This is a genomic window from Dactylosporangium sp. NPDC048998, assembly GCF_043197855.1.
Lineage (GTDB): Bacteria > Actinomycetota > Actinomycetes > Mycobacteriales > Micromonosporaceae > Dactylosporangium.
In genome coordinates this window covers 175,267-194,926 of sequence record NZ_JBICTV010000012.1, presented here as the reverse complement: position 1 = coordinate 194,926, position 19,660 = coordinate 175,267, and the positions used below count along the sequence as shown (strand labels likewise).

Below are 19,660 nucleotides of genomic sequence, written 5' to 3'. Positions count from 1 at the left end.
GCGCCTTGCCTCCGTCGTTGATAGGAGGCTGCGTTGGTCACCGCCAGCGCCACCGAGACTCAGGCCAGCCGCCAGGCCAGACGAACACCCACCGGACGGATGACGAAGAGCCGGCTGGCCGTGGTGTTGCTGTCTCCGACCATGGCGTGCCTCGCACTGGTCGTCGGGTATCCCGTCATATCCGCGGTACGGCTGGCCTTCCAGATGCAGAGCCAGCACATCGACAAGACCACCGGTTACCTGACCACCACGACCTCGTTCGGGCTCGGCAACTTCACCGACGCCCTCACCGGGGACCAGGCGTCACGGTTCGTCAACGCTTTCTGGAACACCACCACGTTCACCGTCGTCTCGGTGGGGATCGAGACGGTCATCGGGGTGGCGATGGCGCTGGTGATGCACCAGGCGGTGCGCGGCCGCGCCCTGGTGCGCGCCGCGATCCTGGTGCCCTGGGCGATTCCGACGGCGATTTCCGGCCTGCTGTGGCGCTGGGTGTTCGCGTCCGACGGCATCGCCAACAGCCTGCTGAACGCCCATGTGCTGTGGACTGCTGACGGCTTCCCGGCCTGGTGCGCGGTGATCATCGCGGACAGCTGGAAGACGGCGCCGTTCATCGGTCTGCTGGTGCTGGCCGGCTTGCAGACCATTCCGGCCGAGGTCTACGAGGCCGCCCGGCTGGACGGGGCGACCGGGTGGAAGTCCTTCTCCAGGATCACGCTGCCGCTGGTGCGGCCGGTCCTGGTCGTCGCCGTGCTCTTCCGGCTCCTGGATGTGCTGCGCATGTTCGACCTGCCCTACGTGCTCATCGGCCCGCGCAAGGGCTCGGTGGAGACCCTCACCATGATCGCCGTGGACGAGATGCAGAACCTGCACTTCGGGGCGGCCTCCGCTTACGCGGTCGTGTTGTTCCTGTACATCGCGGCCGTGGTCACGGTGTTCGTCAGTGTTCTCGGCGCCGACGTCCTCGGCGCCTCCGGCCGGAAGAGGCCCGTCCGATGAATCGACCCCACACCCACCATAGCCGGCTGGCCTATGCCGGGACGGCGTTCATCGTCGCCTACTGCCTGGCGCCGTGCTACTGGATGGTGGTCTCCGCCCTTCGGCGCCCCAACGACCAGTTTTCCAACGCGCTGCTGCCAAACCCGGTCTCCCTCGACAACTTCTCCGCCGCGTTCGATCCGGCCAACGGTTTCGGCCGTGGTCTGTTGAACAGCCTGGTCGTGGCGGGCGCAACTACGGTGATCACGCTGGTGCTGGCGTCCTGCGCAGCCTATGCGCTGGCTCGGTTGCGGTTCCGCGGTAAGCCGGTCGTGCTCGGCCTGATCGCGGCCACGGCCATGTTCCCCGGCATCACGCTGCTGATCCCGCTGCTGAAGCTGTTCGCGGGTGTCGGTTGGATCAACACCTACCAGGCGATGGTGCTGCCAAGCCTGACGTTCGGGCTGCCGCTGGCCGTGTGGAACCTGACCGCGTTCTTCCAGCAGTTGCCACGCGAGTTGGAGGAGGCTGCCGAAATCGACGGGTGCTCCCCGGCCAATGCCTTCGTCAAGGTGATGCTTCCGCTGGCTGCCCCCGGGGTGTTCACAACCGCGATCCTGGTGTTCATCGCCTCCTGGAACGAGTTCCTGTTCGCGGTCAGCGTCGTGAACAAAAAGGACATGATGACGGCCAACGTCATCGTGTCGCTGTTCAACGGCCGCTACGGTTACGACCAGCCCTATGGCAGCCAGATGGCCGCAGGCGTCGCGGTGACGCTGCCGTTGGTGGTCGCCGTCCTGTTCTTCCAGCGCCGCATCGTCGCCGGGCTCACCGCCGGCGGCGTCAAGTAATCGCCGGTTCCTCGCGCCGCCGGGTCAGACCGCGGCGCGAGGAGCCCCGGACGATCAGTTCCGGTTCCAGGAGCACGGACAGCGGCGCGGATCCGGCTTGTCCCGGGATCAGCGCCTGCACGATCTCGGCACCGGCATGGGACAGCGGCTGGCGCACGCTGGACAGGTCCATGACCTCGGCCGACGGGGTGTCGTCATACCCGACCAGCGCCACCTGGTCGCCCGGCGTCAGTCCCAGGTCACGCACGGCCTGCAGTGCGCCGGCCGCCAGCGTGTCGGAGACAGCTATCAGCGCGGTCGGCGGATCCGCGCGCTCCAGCAGCTGCCGGGCCATCTTCGCCCCGCTCGTGAACGTGTCCTGGCCCCGGACGTCCAAGCGGTAGCTGCCGGCCAGCAACCCGTGCCGATCCATCGCGGCCACCCAGCCGTTCGAGCGGTCGTCCCCGACGCGGTGGCCGTCGGGGAAACCCAGGAACCCGATCCGGCGGTGCCCGGCATCGACAAGGTGGTCGACGACCAGCTCGACACCGCGGGTGTTGTCGATATCGACCCAGGACACCTCGCCGCCGTGCTCGGAGGCGCGACCGAAACAGACGAACGGCACCTGGGCTACGAGCAGTTGCGCCGGCCGGATGTCGTCCGGCCGCGGGTCGCAGATCACCACGCCGTCGACCGTGCCGGTCCGCCACAGCCGGATGCACGTGGCCGCCTCCTGCTCCGCGTCGTCGGCGGCGAACAACATCACATGCCGTTCTGAGGCCTGGCCCGCCTCCACCAACGCGTGCAGGAAACGGTCCTGCCAAGAGGTCAGGGCGTCCGAGGCAATCGGCTCGATCCGGCACGCGATCATCCCGCTGGAGCTTGCCTTCAGCGCCCGCGCCAGGCGGTTCGGCTGGAAATCCAATTCGGCCACCGCGCGTTCGACCCGCTCGCGCGTCTCAGGCCGCACCCTCTCCGGGTAGTTCAGCACGTTGGAGACGGTCTGCTTGGAAACACCAGCGGCCGCGGCCACGTCGGCCATCGTCACGGTCTCTGCCCCCGGCCGCTGCGGCGCGGTCTGGGCGGGCGCTGTCCTCACCTCGACCCCTCTCCCGTAGTCACATCGCCTAGGGTATCGTCCCGCTCAAGGTTTTTCGATAAAATTGCTGGCCGGCCCGCCGCTACAGAATCCTGCCCCTCCCTGACAGAATCGAGTCCGCTGTGGCCGCATCCACAACCGTCAGTTCCACCTCGTCGGCGCCGGTGGATCCGCAGTCTCCGGGAGCCGTCCCGCACAACCAGCCTGACGTGCACGACCTCCTGTGCACCGTTGCGGCTCCGGTCCAGTGGCTGTCCCGGCACAGCGGACAGACCGCTGGGGGCGTGGAAGGCCTATACATCGCCGACCGTCGCGCTCTCGCACGTTTGACCGTGACAATCGAGGGCGCGGACGTTCGTCCGATCGCAGGCGCTTTGACCGGCTCGGACTCTGCCCGCTTCCTGGCCCGGCTCTTCGGTCTCGGCGACGCCACCGGCGATCCGACCGTGACGCTTGAACGCCACCGCACCGTCCTTCCCGATCGGGGAGTCGAGCGACTGACCGTGGTCAACTCCTCCCGGGCCACGCTGTCGACGACGCTGATCCTTGCCGCCGGGACCGACCTGGCACCGATCGGCCTGGTCCGGGCCGGGTACCCAACGGCCCTGGTGGCGCCTGAGATCCGGACCGGCCGGGACGGGCTGATCTGGCGCTCCGAGGACGGCTACGCCGCTTCGCTGGTGGTCACCGAGCAGCAGACGGTCGCCGACGTGGCACCGGAGGCCGGGACCGTGAGCTGGCCGCTGACCTTGGAGCCCGGCCAGAGCTGGTCGGCAGAGGTCACGGTTCACATGGAGAGCGAGCCGGCGCGATCCCGGGGTTCCTTTGTGCCGCTGCCGGTCGCCGACCCGGACGCTCTGCTCACCGTGCCCCAGGTGCACAGCGCCGATCACCGTTTCGATGAGATGGTGTGCACAGGGTTTGCCGACCTGAAAGCACTGCTGCTGGCCGACTCCGCCGATCCCGGGGACGCGTATTTCGCCGCAGGATGCCCGTGGTACCTGACGCTGTTCGGGCGCGACTCGCTGTGGGCCGCACGGATGTCCCTGCCGCTCGGATGGCGTGTCGCCGCCGGAACCCTTCGAGCCCTGGCGCGGCGCCAGGGTCGAGCCGTGGACCGCGCCACCGAGGAGCAGCCCGGCAAGATCCCGCACGAGCTCCGCCCCGTCGACGGCGCGACCTGGCTGCCGCCGGTGTACTACGGCAGTATCGACGCCACACCCCTGTTCGTGGTGACCCTGGCCGAAGCGTGGCGTTGGGGCATGCCCGAGGACGAGGTCCGCGCCCTGCTCCCCGCGGCCGAAGCGGCCTTGACATGGATGGCCGTCTTCGGCGACGCCGACGGTGACGGGTTCCTCGAATACCTGCCCGGCAACACGGTCGGCCTGACGAACCAGGGGTGGAAGGACTCCGACGACGCCGTCCGCTTCGCCGACGGCACGCGCGCGACCGCGCCGATCGCCCTGTGCGAGGTGCAGGGCTACGCCTACGAAGCCGCGATGCAAGGCGCGCTGGTGCTGGAGCACTTCGGGCGGCCCGGCGCCGACGGCTGGCGAGCCTGGGCCGGCACGCTCGCTCAACGCTTCCGCCAGGCATTCTGGATCGACGACCCCGACGGCGCCTACCCGGCGATAGCACTCGACGGCCGCAAGCGGCCGGTGGACGGACCCGCCTCGAACATGGGCCATCTCCTCGGCACCGGAATCCTGTCGCAGCACGAGGAAAGCCTGGTGGCCGCGCGTCTCATCGGCCCGGAACTGTTCAGTGGCTATGGGCTGCGTACCCTGAGCGCACGTACTGCCGGCTACAACCCGTTGTCCTACCACGCCGGATCGGTGTGGCCCCACGACACGGCGATCGCCGCCTACGGACTGCACCGGTCCGGGCGGACCGAGCAGGCCGCGCGGCTCTTGTCCGGCCTCCTCGCCGCGGCACCCCACTTCGGCGGCCGCCTGCCTGAGCTGTTCGGCGGCCACCCGGCCGATACCGGCCTCGGACCCGTGCCGTATCCCTCGGCCTGCAGCCCGCAGGCGTGGGCCGCCGCGGTCGCACCGGTGGCCCTCACCGTGATGCTCGGCCTGCGGGTCGACATACCCGCCGGAGAGCACGAACAGCACCCCCCGAGGCAATTCGGAGTCAGGGAACTGTCCGTTCAAGGACTGCCCGTCGGGGCACACAGGACGACGGACACCGCACCGTGACAACGCTCAATGCAACGGTGCCGGGCCGGCACGCCGCGGCACCGCTTGGCGGGTCAGGCGACGGTACTTTCGCGAACGACGAGGGTGAACGGGGTGACGATGTCCTGCGGGTGCTCGGGGCCGTCGTGGACTGTGGCCTGGGCGAGGTTGATCGTCGCCACGGCGATCGCCGCCTTGTCGGGGGCGATCGTGGTCAGCCGCGGCGCGGTGTAGTTGCCTTCGTCGACGCCGTCGAAGCCCATCACGGCGATGTCGCCGGGGATGCTGAGGCCGCGGTCGCGGGCGGCGCTGAGTGCGCCGACGGCGAGCAGGTCATTGAAGCAGAAGACGGCGTCTGGCGGCTCGGGCAGATCGAGCAGGTGACGCATGGCTGCGGCGCCTTCGGCGCGGCTGTAGGCCTCGGCCCGCACGGTCAGTGCGGGATCGGGCGTGATCCCGGCGGCCCGCAAGGCGCCGAGGTATCCGTTGAGGCGTAGCGCGGCGGTACCGTGCCGGCCGGGCTGGTCGCCGATGGCCGCGATCCGGCGGCGGCCGAGGTCGACGAGATGCCGCGTCGCGGTTGTCGCGGCCGCCACGTTGTCGATGGCGACGTGGTGCGCCGGTGCGTGCAGGGCGCGTTCGCCGAGCAGGATCAGGGGAGTGCCGGTGGCGGCTTGCGCGAGATCGGTGGGGCGCAGGCCGATCGGGCTGAGGATGATGGCGTCCACGAGCGAGCGGTGCGCCACGTTGATGACGGCCATCTCCTTATCCCGCACGCCGCCGGTCTGCTCGATGAGGACGGTCCAGTCGTGCCGTGCTGCGGCGCTCATCACCAGCCCGCAGAGTTCGGCGAAGTACGGGTTGACGAGCTCGGGCACGGCGAGGGTGAGGAACCCGGTGCGGCCCTTGCGCAGGTTGCGGGCGCCGATGTTCGGGACGTAGCCGAGGTGGTCGATGGCCTCCTGAACCCGGCGGCGGTTCGCCTCCGTGACGAACGCGTATCCGTTGACCACGTTCGACACCGTCTTCACCGAGACGCCGGCGCGCGCGGCGACGTCCTTGAGCCTGGCGACCATCAATCATCCTCGCTTTCGGGCCCTGCCGATCCACGATACAACGTTGTAACGAATTTCTCCAAAGGTCTTTACAACGTCGTTCCAACGATGGAACATCGCTGCAATCTCCTGAGCTGGGACGGAAGGTCGATCCGATGAGATCACCATGGAAGATCGCTACAGTTCTTGCCATAGGCCTGCTGACGGCGGCGGGATGCGGCTCGGGTACAGCCGGCACGGACGACGGCGTCGTCTCGCTGAGCCTGTGGACCGGGTTCACCGGCCCGGACCGCCCCGCCTACGAGGCGCTGGTCAAGCAGTTCAACGACAGCCACCCCAAGATCAAGGTCACGATGGACGTGCAGCCTTGGGACGCCATCGGGCAGAAGCTGCCCGGCGCCTGGGCCACCGGACAGGGGCCGGACCTGGCAACGCCCAACTTCGATCCGGGCGTGCTGTTCACCTACGCGAAGACGAACTCGTTGCTGCCGTTGGACGAGGCGGTCGGCGACGGTGACGGCAAGCTCAACACCACGCTGTTCCCGAAGGCGGCCACCACCGCGTTCACCATCGACGGCAAGCTGTACGCCGCACCGGCCAACATGGCCACCCTCGTCCTCTACTACAACAAGGCGATGCTGTCCGCCGACGCCGTCGCCGTGCCGGCGACGGCCGACGAGTTCGCCGCCGCCGCGAAGAAGCTGACCAAGACCGACGGCGGCAAGGTCACGCAGTACGGCATCTCGCTCGCCGATCACGCGACCATCCAGATGTGGCCGATCCTGCAGTGGATGAACGGCGGCGACATCGTCGACGCGAAGGGCTGTGCCACCATCGCCCAGGCCCCCAGCGTGCAGGCGCTGCAGAACTGGGCCGATCTGGTGGCCAAGGACAAGGTGAGTCCGGTCGGGCAGACCGGCGCCGACGCCGACACGCTGTTCTCGGCGAAGAAGGCTGCGATGGAGATCAACGGACCGTGGGCCGCGGCCGGGTTCAAGGAGGCGGGGATCGACCTCGGCATCGCGGCCATCCCGGTCGGCGCCGGTGGGCCGGTCACGCTGGCCTCGACGGTACCGCTGGCGATCGGCAAGTCCACCAAGCACAAGGCGCAGGCGCTGGAGTTCCTGGCCTGGTGGACCGGCAAGACGGCGCAGGCCGCCTTCAGTGACGCGTCCGGGTTCCCGCCGGTTCGCACCGACGTCACGCCGAGCAATCCGGTCGTGGCGCCGTTCGCCGCCGGGCTGCCGCACGCCCGGCTCTACCTGCCCGGCCTGAGTACCTCCGCCAAGATCGATGCCGATGTCTACGTGCCGCTGATCGGCAAGATCACGCGAGGGGAGCCGGTCGAGCCGGCGGCGCAGGCCGCCGCCGAGGCGATCAACAAGATCACTGGCTGCAAGCCCTGACACGATGGCCAGTCCACCGCCTTCGCGGTGGACTGGCTCTCCACCGGAAGGACGGCATGACCACCGCCACCCTGACCCCGGCCACCGGGCGCGCGGCGCCACCCCGGGTCCGGCGCCGGATGCGCTTCAATCCGGCGTACCTGTACGTTGCGCCGAGCCTGCTGCTGATCGGCGTCTTCATCGCCGAGCCGATCGTCCGCTCGGGCTGGATGAGCCTGCACGACTGGACCGTCGGTGAGCAGACCCACACCTGGGTCGGCCTGGGCAACTACCGCGAGCTGCTGGGCGATGAGCGGTTCCGCAACAGCCTGATGGTCACCGGCCTCTACGCGGTGGTCGTGACGACCGGGCAGGTGCTCGGCGGTCTGGCCCTGGCGCTGTGGCTGCGGCGCACCACCTGGCTGACCTCGCTGCTGCGATCGGCGTTCTTCTTCCCGACCATCGCCTCGTTCGCCGTTGTGGGCGTGGTCTGGAAGTTCCTCCTGGACCCGCAAGTGGGTCTGGTCAACGCCTGGCTGGAGCCCGCCGGGCTGACCGGTCCGGGCTGGCTGACCGACACGAAGCTGGCGCTGCCCACCGTGATGGCGGTCGGCATCTGGAAAGGCGCCGGCTTCGCGATGATCGTGCTGCTCGCCGCCTTGCAAGGGGTGCCGCACACGCTCATCGAGGCGGCCACGTTGGACGGTGCGGGACGCTGGCAACGGCTGCGCGCGGTGATCCTGCCGGAGCTGCGCCCGGCGCTGCTGTTCACCACGGTGATCTCGACGGTCACCTCGTTGCAGCTGTTCGACCTGGTCTATGTGATGACCGGCGGCGGGCCGCTGTTCCACACCGAGTCCATCGTGGCCTATCTCTATCAGCGCGGCTTCGTGGAGTTCCGGTTGGGCTACGCCAGCGCGATCGCCTGGGTGCTGTTCCTGCTGATCCTCGCCGTATCACTGCTACAGCTGCGGATTGCGAGGCACGACGATGACGAGTGAGCCGGTCGCGGCGCCCGCCTGGCTGCCGGGTGCGCTGCGTGTCCTGCGGCACATCATCCGCTACGCCGCCTGGGCGGTGCTCGCCGTCGCCGCGGCCGCCACCATCCTGCCGTTCGTGTGGATGGTCGGGGTCTCCGTGCGTACTCCCGCCGACCTCTACGCCGACCCGGCGCGGCTGTGGCCGGGCCACTGGAGCCTGGCCGGATTCCACGCGGTCCTCTCGCAGCTGCCGTTCGCCCGGCTGGCGTTCAACACCTTCATCTTCGCCGGTGGAACCACGATCCTGCTCGTCTTCCTGGACTCGCTGGCCGGCTACGCCCTGGCCCGGCTGACATTCCGTGGCCGCCAGGCGATCTTCCTGGTCATCCTGGCCACGCTGATGGTGCCGTTCCAGATCACCATCATCCCCGTCTTCCTCACCCTGTTCGACCTGGGCTGGCTCAACACGTTCCAGGGGCTGATCATCCCGCGGGCCACCAGCGCGCTGGGAATCTTCATGCTGCGCCAGTTCTTCCGCACCCTGCCCCGCGAGCTCGACGACGCCGCCCACATCGATGGCGCCAACAGTTTCCAGATCTACTGGCGGATCGTCCTGCCGCTGGCGCGCCCCGCGCTGGCCTCGCTGTTCGTCATCCAGTTCATGGCCCTGTGGAACGACTTCCTCTGGCCCCTGGTCGTCTCCAGCACCCTCGACATGCGGACACTGCCGTCCGCGCTGACCCTGTTCTCCAGCCAGTCCGGCGTCGACCACGCCGCGCTCATGGCCGGCGCGGCCATCTCGCTGGCCCCGCTCGCCGTGGCGTTCCTGTTCGCCCAGCGCTTCTTCGTACAGGGCATCGCCACCACCGGCCTCAAGTGACCCCGAACCAGATGGGAAGTACCGTCGTGCTCACCTGCACTGTCACGCTCGACCCCGCCTTCGGCATCGCGGCCGTGGACCCGCGCCTGTTCGGCTCGTTCGTCGAGCACATGGGCCGCTGCGTCTACGGCGGCGTCTTCGAGCCGGACCATGCCGAGGCCGACACCGACGGGCTGCGTCTCGACGTGCTCAAGCTGGTCCGGGAGCTGGGCATCACCGTCGTGCGTTACCCGGGCGGCAACTTCGTCTCCGGATACCGGTGGGAGGACGGCGTCGGCCCGCTCGCCGACCGTCCCCGCCGGCTGGACCTGGCGTGGCGGTCGGTGGAGACCAACGCCTTCGGGGTCAACGAGTTCATGACCTGGACGCGCCGCGCCGGGGTCGAGCCGATGATGGCGGTCAACCTCGGTACCCGTGGCATCCAGGAAGCCTGTGACCTGCTCGAGTACACCAACCACCCGGGCGGCACGCACTGGTCCGACCTGCGCCGGGCGCACGGCGTCGCCGAACCGCACGGGATCAAGCTCTGGTGCCTGGGCAACGAGATGGACGGTCCGTGGCAGGTCGGCCACAAGAGCGCCGATGCCTACGGTGCTCTGGCCGCCGAGACGGCCAAGGCGATGCGGCAGGTCGACCCCGGCATCAAGCTGGTCGCCTGCGGCAGCTCCAACGACCGGATGCCCACCTTCGGCTCCTGGGAGGCGACCGTCCTCGACCACACCTTCGAGCACGTCGACTACATCTCGCTGCACGCGTACTTCGAGAAGCACGGGGAGGACAGGGCCGGATTCCTCGCTTCCGGCGCGGCCATGGACCGGTTCATCGACGGCGTCGTCGCCACCGCCGACCACGTTGCCGCCAAGAAGCGCTCCCGCAAGCGGCTGCAGCTGTCCTTCGACGAGTGGAACATCTGGTACGAGAGCCGGTTCGCCGGGCACACCAACCTCGAATGGGCGCAGGCGCCGCGGCTCATCGAGGACGAGTACACCGTCGAGGACGCGGTCGTGGTCGGCTCGCTGCTGATGAGCCTGCTGCGGCACGCCGACCGGGTGGGCGTCGCGTGCCTCGCCCAGCTGGTCAACATCATCGCCCCGATCCGGGCCGAACCCGACCGCCCGGCGTGGCGGCAGACGATCTTCCACCCGTTCGCGCTCACCGCCCGGCACGCCCGGGGCACCGTTCTGCGCGTCGAGCCGATCACCCCGACCTACGACACGGCGCAGCACGGCGACGTGCCGGTCGCCGATGTCGTCGCCACCCACGACCCCGACACCGGTCACCTGACGGTCCTCGCGGTCAACCGCAGCGAAACCGACGCTGTCACACTCACCGCCCACCTGCGGGCACTGCCCGACCTGCGGATCGTCGAGCACCTCGTCCTCGGCGGCGTCCCCGACGAACTGCTGCACACCAACAACGTGGCCGACCCCGACCGCGTCCAGCCGCGGACCGGCGACGCCAGCACCCTGACCGACGGCGAGCTCACCGCCGCGCTCCCGCCGGTCTCCTGGACCATGCTCCGCCTCGCACCTGCCGCCTGACCCAGGGCAGCGGCACTCCCAGCGAAGGAGACGCCATGCACCGCGCGCTACTGCGCACCCTCTCCGTCCTCTGTCTCGTCGCGGCCGCCACCGCGATCCCCGAATCGGCCGCCGCCGTCGGCGCCAACGTCATCTCCGTCGACGCGAGCGCGCCGATCGGCGTGGTCCAGCCCGGTGTCACCGGCCAGATGATGGAATGGGCGTCCGACGAGATGAACGGCGCCTGGGCCGAACGTGTCGCCGACCGCTCCTTCGAGACGGAGCAGGTGACGTCGGCCCGCAGCACCCTCTACGACGGCTTCACCGGGTCCACATTGGACGCCTCCCGGTGGACGCCGATGAGCCTCGACGGCGCGCCCGCCGGCACCGTCGCCCTGACCGGCGGAAACGTGCTGATCACCGCGGGTACGCCGGGCCGGTACGGGATCATGAGCAACCCGATCCCGGACAGCCGGTACGCCACGGTGAGCGTGGAGACGAAGATCATCTCGTACACCGGGACCAATGCCATTCTCAGCATCTACGGCGGGACCGGAGCCGGCGACTTCAGCCACTTCGCCGAGTTCGCGATCGAGGGCGGTGTGCTGAAGGTCTTCGCCGACGGCCAGCCCACCTGGGTCGGCGGTGCCGCGTCGACGCCGGCCACCCTGCGCGTCGACGTCTCCGGGCTGGCCGGAACCGCCCGTACCCTCGGCTTCTACTACAACGGCACGCTCGTGCACACACTGTCCGGCTTCACCGGCCTGCCCGGAACCTATCGCGCCTTCCTCTACGGCTGGTCCGGGGCCGTCACCGCCGACTACCTCACCATGACCCCGGACGGGACCTACGACGCTTTCGACGGAACGACCCTCTCCCCACGATGGACGCCCACCCGATTGGAAGGCGCTAGCAACGGCACGGTCGCCGTCGGCGGCGGCAGCCTCACCGTCACGGGCGGGGCGAACTCCCGCTACGGGGCGCTGTCGGACTACATCCGCAACAGCTCCACCGACTGGACCACGATCGACGCCCGGCTGACCGGCGTGAGCGGCACCAACGGGCTGCTCAACATCTACGGCGGCACCGGCGCCGGGGACTTCAGCAAGTTCATCGAGTTTGGCGTCGAGGCCGGCGTCGCCCGCGTCTTCACCAGCGACGGTACCGGCAACTTCACCGGCGGCGCGGTCACCCTGCCCGCCACGCTGACCGTCCAGATCAGCCCGTACTGGTCGAACGGGCGGCTGTTCCGGTTCTACCTCAACGGCACCAAGGTCCACGAGCTGGCTACCCGGTTCGACGTGCCCGCACCGGACTTCCGGCTGTTCCTGTACGGCTACGGCACCTCGACGACGACCTGGGACTCCGTCAATGTCCGACAAGTGCACATGCTGGACCGCTGGGACAACCATTTCGAAGGCGGGCCGGGCATCAGCGCCGCATGGACCAACTCCACCCTCGCCGGCGGCTGGGGCACCTCCAGCATGTCCAACAGCCAGATGGTGATCAACGGCGCCGCGAACAGTCGTTACGGCATCATGTCCCAACCGGTCTCCGAGTCCGACGTCTACGACTACACCGTCGAGGCCAAGCTCGACTCGTACACCGGCACCAACGGCCTGCTCAACATCTACGGCGGCACCGGGCGCGGCGACTTCTCCAAGTACGTCGAGTTCGGCGTCGAAGGCGGGACGCTGCGCGTCTACGGCGACGGCGTCACCCCCTGGACCGGTCCGGCGATCAGCCTGCCCGTGGTACTGCGCGTCGAGGTCGGCCGGTGGACCGGCGCCGGGCGCACCGTGAACTTCTTCGCCAACGGCCGGCTCGCGTACAGTCTCGCCTCCACGACAGCGGTCCCGAACGGCGACTACTCGGCCTTCCTCTACGGCTGGGGTACCTCCGTCACCAAGTGGGACTACCTCACCTGGTGGCGCACCGACGGCTGGGCCGAGGACGGCTACGCCGACCAGGCCGTCTACAGCCAGGACCGGACCGGCTACAACGGCACCTACGCCCAACGCATCGACATCACCCAGCACACCACCGGTCGCAAGGGCCTCAGCCAGGGCGCCATCGCCGTCACCGCCGGCCGCGCGTACCAGGTCAGCGCCTATCTCAAGCAGACGGCCCTGAGCAGCCCGGTGACCGTCACGCTCGGACCGGACGTCGGAGACAGCGCGAGCTATCCCGCGTACGCCGCCACGACGTTCAGCGGCATCGGCTCCGGCTGGACCAAGTTCACCGCGACCCTGACCTCGACCACCACCGACCCCTACGCGAAACTGTTCCTCGGCACGGCCGGCACCGGAACGCTGTGGATCGACATGGTCAGCGTCATGCCGCTCGACCCGGCCGAGGTGACACTGGGCGGCTGGCGCAAGGACTTCGTCGACGCGCTGACCGCCCTGAAGCCCGGCGCGATCCGCTGGCCCGGCGGCATCATCGCCGACAGCTACACCTTCACCGACGGCATCGGCCCGCGCGACAACCGCCCGCCCATGCACTACAACCAGTGGGACGCGCTCTGGCTGACCAACGACGTCGGCACCGACGAGGTCCTCGCGCTGGCGGCAGCCCTCGCGATCCCGGTCTATCTCAACGTCAACTGGGGCCGCGGAACCCCGTCGACAGCCGCGAACTGGGTCGAGTACACCAACGGCAGCGCGGCCACGACCTACGGCGCGCAGCGCGCCGCCAACGGCCGCAGCCAGCCGTGGAACGTCCACACCTGGGAGATCGGCAACGAGGTCTGGGGCGCGTGGACGCCGGGCTGGACGTCGGCGGCGAACTACGCCGCCAGCTACAACACCTTCCGGGACGCGATGGCCGCGAAGGACTCCACGATCGCGTTCATCGGCGAGGGCGGCGACGGCACCAACAACGACCAGACCTGGAACACCACGGTCCTGACCACCTCCGGCAGCCGGATGGACCACCTGTCGGTGCACTACTACAGTCCGCAGCCACTGCCCGCCAACTACGACAACCTGACCGTCTACCAGGCGTCGGTCGGTGCACCCACGGTCATCGGCGACCGCATGGCCACCGCCACCGACACCATCCTGGCCAGCGGCGGCGGCCGCGACATCAAGCTCGCCGTCACCGAGCACAACGCGATGTACTTCAACGAGGAACACCGCCGCACGCGCACCGTCGAAGGTGCCCTGCAGGAAGCAGGGCTGCTCAACCTGTTCATGCGCCGGGCGGACGCGAACGAGATCAACGGCGCGTCGGCGCTGGTGAACTTCTGGGACGGCAGCGCGATCCGGCTGGCCAACCGTGGCAGCTTCGTCACGCCGGGATATCTGGTGCAGAAGCTGGCCGCCACCCAGCGCGGCCCGCTGCTGCTCGACACCGCCGTCACCGGCCCCACGTACAACGCGCCCGCGCTCGGCAACCTGCCCGCCCGAAGCGGCGTACCGGTACTCGACGTCACGACCACACGGTCGGCGGACGGCACGAAACTGTACCTGTCGGTCGTCAACCGCGACCCCGCCGCCGTTCAGACCTCGACGATCAACCTCACCGGCGCCGGCGCGATCGGGTCCACGGCAAGCGTCGCCACGGTGACCTCGCCGGGCTACCTCGACCAGAACACCTGGCAGAACCCCGGTCTCATCCAGACCGCGACCAGCACCATCACCGGCGTCGGGGCGAGCTTCGACCACACGTTCCCGGCACACTCGTACACCGTCATCACCGTCACCATCGGCGCGAGCCCGGTCAGCGCGCCGACGATCATCGGGCGGGTCACCACCACCGGCGGCACGCCGATCTCGGGCGCCACGGTGAATGCCGGCGGCGGGCTCACCGGCACGACCGACGCCGCGGGCTACTACCGCATCACCGCGCCCGTCGGTACCTACACGTTGACCGCGTCCAAGGCCGGCTACACCACGAAGGTCCGCACCGCGGTCGAAGTCTCCACCCTCGGTGCCACACCGCTACCGCTCCGGCTCAGCTGACACCGCGCCGGTGCTGTGCCGCGGCATGCGGCACAGCACCGCGGGTACGGACGTTGCCGTGCGTGTCCTGGTTGGGCAGGTCGAGGCGCTGCTTAGCCGGTGAACTGCCGGAAGATGTTGCTGAAGCCGTAGTTCGGTTGGGTGATGCCGCTGCACGTACCGCTCAGGGTGCCGGTGGCGCATCCGAAGTCGCGGTTGATCGCCCAGAAGCTCAGTCGGGCCATGTGTTGCTGCTGAGCGAAGGCGAGCAGCAGCTGCGCGTCGGCCAGGGTGAATTTCTCGGTCGGATCGTCGTTCTGGCCGATCATCGGGGTTGCCGCGATCATGGCCCACAGCTGCGCGTCGCTGCGCCCGGGCAGCAGTGTCTTCAGCTGGCCCTGAACCTTCTTCAAGGCGTCGATACTGGCCTGACCCATCCGGCTGCCGGACACGCCGTCGTAGTAGTCCATGGTCATCGGGTTGACCACCTCGAATTCGAGGCCGCGGGCGACCGCCGACTGCAGGACGTAGAGGTTCTCGCCGCTGAGGCCGCTGGCCGGGCTGACCCCGAGCGTGAACGACAGGTGGAACGTCTTGCCGGCTGCGCGCAGGTTGTCCTGCATGATCTTCAGCGCGTCGTTGCGCTTGTCGACCACCGCGCGGTCGAGGTTGTTGTGTACGTCGCCGTGCTCGGCGTCAATGTCCAGGTACGTCGTCGCGTACGCGGTCAGCACGCTCTGGTATGCGGCGGCGATGGCCGCCGGTGTCGTGCAGTGGCTGACCAGGTCATCCGCGTCCCAGCCGCCGGAGGAGACGATGATGTCGCCTCCCATCGCGCGTAGCCGGGCCACGTTGGTCCGCAACCGATTGTCGTCGGTTGACCAGATCGGCTGGCAGTTGCCGGTGCCGTTGACGAATCCGAGGGTGTAGAACTTCTGCCCGCTGTCGGTGGCGAACTTCGCCACGTCGTCACCGATGAACGTGGCGATGTAGGGCGCGAAGGGAAACGCCTTGGCGGTCGGTGGGGTGGTGCTCGGTGGGGTGCTGGTGGGCGGGTTGGTGGGGCCGCCGCCGGGCAGCGTCCACTTCTGGTTGGCGCCGCCGCCGCAGGTCCAGATCTGCAGCCGGGTGCCGTCGGCCGAGCTGACCCCGGTCGCGTCGAGGCACTTGCCGGAGTTGGTGTTGACGAGCTGGCCGTTGCTGGCCGTCCACTTCTGCGCGCCGGTGCCGTTGCAGTCGTAGAGCTGCACCTTGGCGCCGTCGGCGGTGCTGGCCGCCGTCACGTCGAGGCATTTGCCGAGCGCCTGGATGCTGTTGTCGCTGTTGCCGACCGTCCAGGCCTGGGCGTTGGTGCCGTTGCAGGTCCAGAGCTGCACCGCGGTGCCGTTGGCGGAGCTGGCGCCGGCGACGTCGACGCACTTGCCGCCGAATCCGGTGATCGGCCCGCTGGAGGCGGCCGAGGCGGCCGTCATGCCGACGGCGGTCACGCCGATGACGGTGGCGGCCGTCGCGGCGATGGCGAACCCGACGCGGCGGCGCGGCCGGCGTCGGGCGGTGGTTGAGGGTGTCACGTGCGGCTCCCTTTCTGGGCGGCGCCCGCACCGGACCGTGTGGTTGGGGTGGTCCGCGTGTCGGGCGGGAGCAGTCCCCGGCCGACCGCGTGGGTGACGGCAGAGGTCGGATCTGTCAAGACTGTTAACAGATCTACCGGAGGCTATGCCCGCACCCGGGGCAAGTCAATACACGACCTAAATTAAGGTGCTGAGCTGCCGTTTCAGCGAGAATTTGCACTCAAGGCCGCAAGCTGAGCCCTGACTCGCGCGATGGTTGTAGCGCCGTCAGTGTCATCATCGAGCGCGTTGGTTTCGCGGATGTGTTCGGGTCCGGTCGCAAGGGCCAGATATCGACGCCACGCCCCGGCGGCTTCGTCCGATCGGCCCAGCTGAGCGAGGACCGCACCATGCGAGTGGAGCAGCCGCAGCTCAGCATGGGCGGCACCGTCACGGCGAAAAACCTTCAATGCGCGCTCCGCGTCATCGGCCGCCTCTTCGAAGCGACCCGTCCGCGCCAACGCCCGTGAACGACCCGAAAGTATGTGCGGTTCGAGAGAGAGGAGGTTTCCCGCCGGGCCGGCAAGCCGCCGAGCTTCATCGAACGCCGCTAGCGCGTCCTCGCAGCGCCCGGCCCAGAGGTATCCGAGTCCTAGGGAATGGACCGACATGGCCAGAGTCGGCTGGTCATCGAGTTCACGGACGACCGCCACTGACTGTTGGAGCATCGCGATCCGCTCGGCCGAATCCATCGGCAGCGTGACGCCCATGCTGCGATAGACAGCGGCCAAGCCGAGAGCATCGCTGGACTGGCGATACGCGGCGACGGCTTTCTCGAAGTACGTCCGGGCGCGGCCGTGCTGATCGGTGCGGGCGAAGTTGGAGGCCGCATCCCGGTAGACCTCGGCTCGTACTGCGAGATCGTCGACGTGTTCAGTCGCTGCGATCGCGAGGTCGGCGAAGGGCAACATGTCGCGCCGGGCATCAATCGCCTGGCTCATCGGCCGCCAGTCGAGCATCAGCAGGAGCGCCGACCGGTGGTCGCCCAGGTCGAGTGCTCGGCGGAAGGCGGCGTGCAGGACGTGCCGGTGCTCCGCGTACCACGCCGTTGCGCCAGTGCTTGACATGAACTCCTCGGCGACCACGCCGTTCAGCACATCGGCGGCCCTGGCTGTCGGGGTCTGCCCGAAGCTGGCGATCGCACGGCCGGCCGAATGGACGTAGTGATTGACGAGGCGGCGAGAGGCGTCGGCGAAGCCGTCGCCAAGCAGTTCGGTCGCGTACTCGCGAACGAGATCATGGAATGCGTACCGTTCGGGCCTCGTCGGACGAAGCACGTTGGCGCGAGTGAGCTCGTCCAGCACCTCGCGCGTTCGGCGGGCATCTAGCCCGGACATGCTGACCGCGGCAGCGGCCGAGATTTCCGGGCCCGGGTGAGCGCTGAGAACGGCGAACACCCGTGCGGCATCGTCGGTCAGACCCTGCCGTGACCAGGAAATGACGTTACTGAGGTCCACCTCCGCGCTTCCGGCGCTCAGCACGGGGAGTACAGGTCCCCCCACAGCGAACTCTGAGACGAACAGATCAAGCGGAAAGTGCGGATTGACCTGGGCTCGCGCAGCCACAACCGCGAGTGCGAGGGGAAGACCGCCGCAGGCTCGCCCGAGTCGTACCAGGGCTTCGCGGTGATCCCGGACCTGGTATCGGGGGAGCCGCTGAACGAAGAACTCGACGGCTTCCTCATCGTCGAATGGCTCAAGCACGATCGGCTCGACCTGATTGAACGCCACCAAGCCCGTCAGGGCATTGCGGCTGGTGATGATCGTCAGGTTGTCACCCGCGCCGGGCAGGAGGGGCTCAACCTGGTGGTAGTCGCGCGCGTTGTCGAGTACCAGGAGTACTCGCCGGCTGGCCAGGCGGCTGCGCAGCAATCCCGATCGGGCCCCGAGCGAATCGGGCATCGTCTGGGCCACCACGCCGAGGCCGTGCAAGAGGTCCTGAAGGGCATCGAGCGGATCGGTCGGGCGGGCCGCCGCGTCGAACCCTCGAAGGTTGACGTACAACTGGCCATCAGGGAAGTGGTCTGCGACGTCGGCCGCGTGCCGAAGCGCGAGCGAGGTTTTGCCCACGCCGGCCATCCCGGTGATGAGTAGGCGCCCGGAAGCGACCCGATCAGACGCAAGGGCGGCGAGTTCCGCTCGGCGGCCGGTGAAGGTGGGCAGAGGGCTGGGCAACTGCGCCGGAACGGTGTCCGTGGGGCCGAGGGTGGACCATTCCTCGGAGGCTCCGTCGCGCAGCGCAAGCGCGTGTGCCGTTTCGAGTGCCGCACCAGGTGACGTGCCGAGCTCGTCTCGCAGCGCCTCGCGGACTGTCCGGTAGACCGCCAGCGCCTCAGCGAGGCGACCTGTCCGATGCAGCGCGGCAATCTCATGCGCGCGAAGGGACTCGTCGAGCAGATGTCGACTGCCAGCCGCACGAAGCACCGGCAGCACCGCCGCGTGGTCATCAGAGGTCTCACAGAGCGTAGCCGCGGCGACGATGGCCCGAATGCGTTCATCCTCCAGGCCGACGAACACGGGGAGAGTGCGTAGCCGATCGTCGCCTGCAGGGGCGCTCGCGATGTCCAGTGCCGCAAGGTAGAGGCGGAGCGCATCGCGCCGATGGCCACTGTCGACCAGACGCACCGCTCGTTCGACGAGCGCGCGGAATCGCAGCACGTCGGAGTTCTCCGCGTCGAGTATCAGACGGTATCCGCGGCCCGCGGAGGTGATGTAGCGGCCCTTGTGCCGAGGCGGCAGACCTGGTTGACAGAGCCGCCGAAGGGCACCGATATGCCTGTGTACCTGATTGACTACCGACGCCGCCGGCTCGCCCGGCCAAAGCGCGTCGATCAATTCCGAGAGCGTGACCAGCTCGCTCGGTGTAGCGAGCAGCATCGAGAGGATCCCGCGCTGCTTGGGCTGAGTGATCTCAACGGCAACCCCGTCGCGGACAAGGCGGACGTAGCCAAAAAGACCGAAGCGGACTATTCCGCCGGTCTCGTGCTCTTCTTGCGCCATTCCACCCAAACGCTGTGCACCTCTGCCTCGCCCGTCCGGCCGACTGCCAGGGGCGCGGTCGAGGCTAGCAGCTCCCGAGCTCAATTCGTCCTGCTGGACAGCCGCAATGCTGCGGTCGAACGAGTCAGCCGCTCTCGCCTGGCGGCGATGCGAAGCGTGCCCCGGCCCATGGCGGTGGACCGGGGCACGTGTTGCGAGCC

At 68.7% G+C, this 19,660-nt stretch carries 12 protein-coding genes; 8 read left to right on the top strand and 4 right to left on the bottom strand.

What is annotated here, in order from left to right; translation table 11 throughout:
• Positions 1 to 33: 33 nt before the first annotated feature.
• Positions 34 to 999 carry a carbohydrate ABC transporter permease gene (locus tag ACGFI8_RS26700; RefSeq protein WP_392808926.1) on the top strand — a complete coding sequence of 322 codons (966 nt, stop codon included), beginning with the start codon at positions 34 to 36 and terminating at the stop codon, positions 997 to 999.
• The gene (locus ACGFI8_RS26695) at positions 996 to 1,829 is read left to right on the top strand and encodes a carbohydrate ABC transporter permease (protein WP_392808925.1); all 834 of its coding nucleotides are present in this window, start codon (positions 996 to 998) and stop codon (positions 1,827 to 1,829) included. Before ACGFI8_RS26700 ends, ACGFI8_RS26695 begins: the two co-directional genes overlap by 4 nt.
• On the opposite strand, the gene ACGFI8_RS26690 is transcribed toward ACGFI8_RS26695, so the two are convergent.
• Positions 1,822 to 2,850 (bottom strand): LacI family DNA-binding transcriptional regulator, encoded by a 1,029-nt coding sequence (locus ACGFI8_RS26690; protein ID WP_392808983.1) that lies wholly within the window; start codon positions 2,848 to 2,850, stop codon positions 1,822 to 1,824. The two genes, ACGFI8_RS26695 and ACGFI8_RS26690, sit on opposite strands and share 8 nt — an antisense overlap.
• A gap of 179 nt (positions 2,851 to 3,029) precedes the next feature.
• Between ACGFI8_RS26690 and ACGFI8_RS26685 the strand changes: the two genes are divergently transcribed.
• Positions 3,030 to 5,108 carry a glycogen debranching N-terminal domain-containing protein gene (locus ACGFI8_RS26685; RefSeq protein ID WP_392808924.1) on the top strand — a complete coding sequence of 693 codons (2,079 nt, stop codon included), beginning with the start codon at positions 3,030 to 3,032 and terminating at the stop codon, positions 5,106 to 5,108.
• A 53-nt stretch (positions 5,109 to 5,161) separates the two neighbouring features.
• Here ACGFI8_RS26685 and ACGFI8_RS26680 read toward each other — a convergent pair whose 3' ends face one another.
• A complete protein-coding gene (locus ACGFI8_RS26680) occupies positions 5,162 to 6,163 on the bottom strand; it encodes a LacI family DNA-binding transcriptional regulator (RefSeq protein ID WP_392808922.1) in 1,002 nt (333 codons plus the stop codon).
• A 134-nt stretch (positions 6,164 to 6,297) separates the two neighbouring features.
• On the opposite strand from ACGFI8_RS26680, the gene ACGFI8_RS26675 reads away from it, so the two are divergent.
• Genes ACGFI8_RS26675 through ACGFI8_RS26655 form a run of 5 tightly spaced genes read left to right on the top strand, consistent with a single transcriptional unit; the run spans position 6,298 to position 14,872 of the window.
• Positions 6,298 to 7,548, top strand: a complete 1,251-nt coding sequence (locus ACGFI8_RS26675; RefSeq protein WP_392808921.1) for an extracellular solute-binding protein — start codon at positions 6,298 to 6,300, stop codon at positions 7,546 to 7,548.
• Positions 7,549 to 7,604: 56 nt separating this feature from the next.
• A complete protein-coding gene (locus ACGFI8_RS26670) occupies positions 7,605 to 8,528 on the top strand; it encodes a carbohydrate ABC transporter permease (RefSeq protein WP_392808919.1) in 924 nt (307 codons plus the stop codon).
• The gene (locus ACGFI8_RS26665; RefSeq protein WP_392808917.1) at positions 8,518 to 9,387 is read left to right on the top strand and encodes a carbohydrate ABC transporter permease; all 870 of its coding nucleotides are present in this window, start codon (positions 8,518 to 8,520) and stop codon (positions 9,385 to 9,387) included. Before ACGFI8_RS26670 ends, ACGFI8_RS26665 begins: the two co-directional genes overlap by 11 nt.
• Before the next feature lie 11 nt (positions 9,388 to 9,398).
• Positions 9,399 to 10,928 carry an alpha-N-arabinofuranosidase gene (locus ACGFI8_RS26660; protein WP_392808915.1) on the top strand — a complete coding sequence of 510 codons (1,530 nt, stop codon included), beginning with the start codon at positions 9,399 to 9,401 and terminating at the stop codon, positions 10,926 to 10,928.
• A gap of 35 nt (positions 10,929 to 10,963) precedes the next feature.
• Positions 10,964 to 14,872, top strand: a complete 3,909-nt coding sequence (locus tag ACGFI8_RS26655; RefSeq protein WP_392808914.1) for an alpha-L-arabinofuranosidase C-terminal domain-containing protein — start codon at positions 10,964 to 10,966, stop codon at positions 14,870 to 14,872.
• A gap of 92 nt (positions 14,873 to 14,964) precedes the next feature.
• Here ACGFI8_RS26655 and ACGFI8_RS26650 read toward each other — a convergent pair whose 3' ends face one another.
• Positions 14,965 to 16,422, bottom strand: coding sequence for a ricin-type beta-trefoil lectin domain protein (locus ACGFI8_RS26650; protein WP_392808913.1), 1,458 nt, complete (start codon positions 16,420 to 16,422; stop codon positions 14,965 to 14,967).
• A gap of 203 nt (positions 16,423 to 16,625) precedes the next feature.
• Entirely contained in the window at positions 16,626 to 19,460 is a 2,835-nt protein-coding gene (locus ACGFI8_RS26645; RefSeq protein ID WP_392808912.1) for a BTAD domain-containing putative transcriptional regulator, read from the bottom strand.
• Positions 19,461 to 19,660 lie beyond the last annotated feature (200 nt).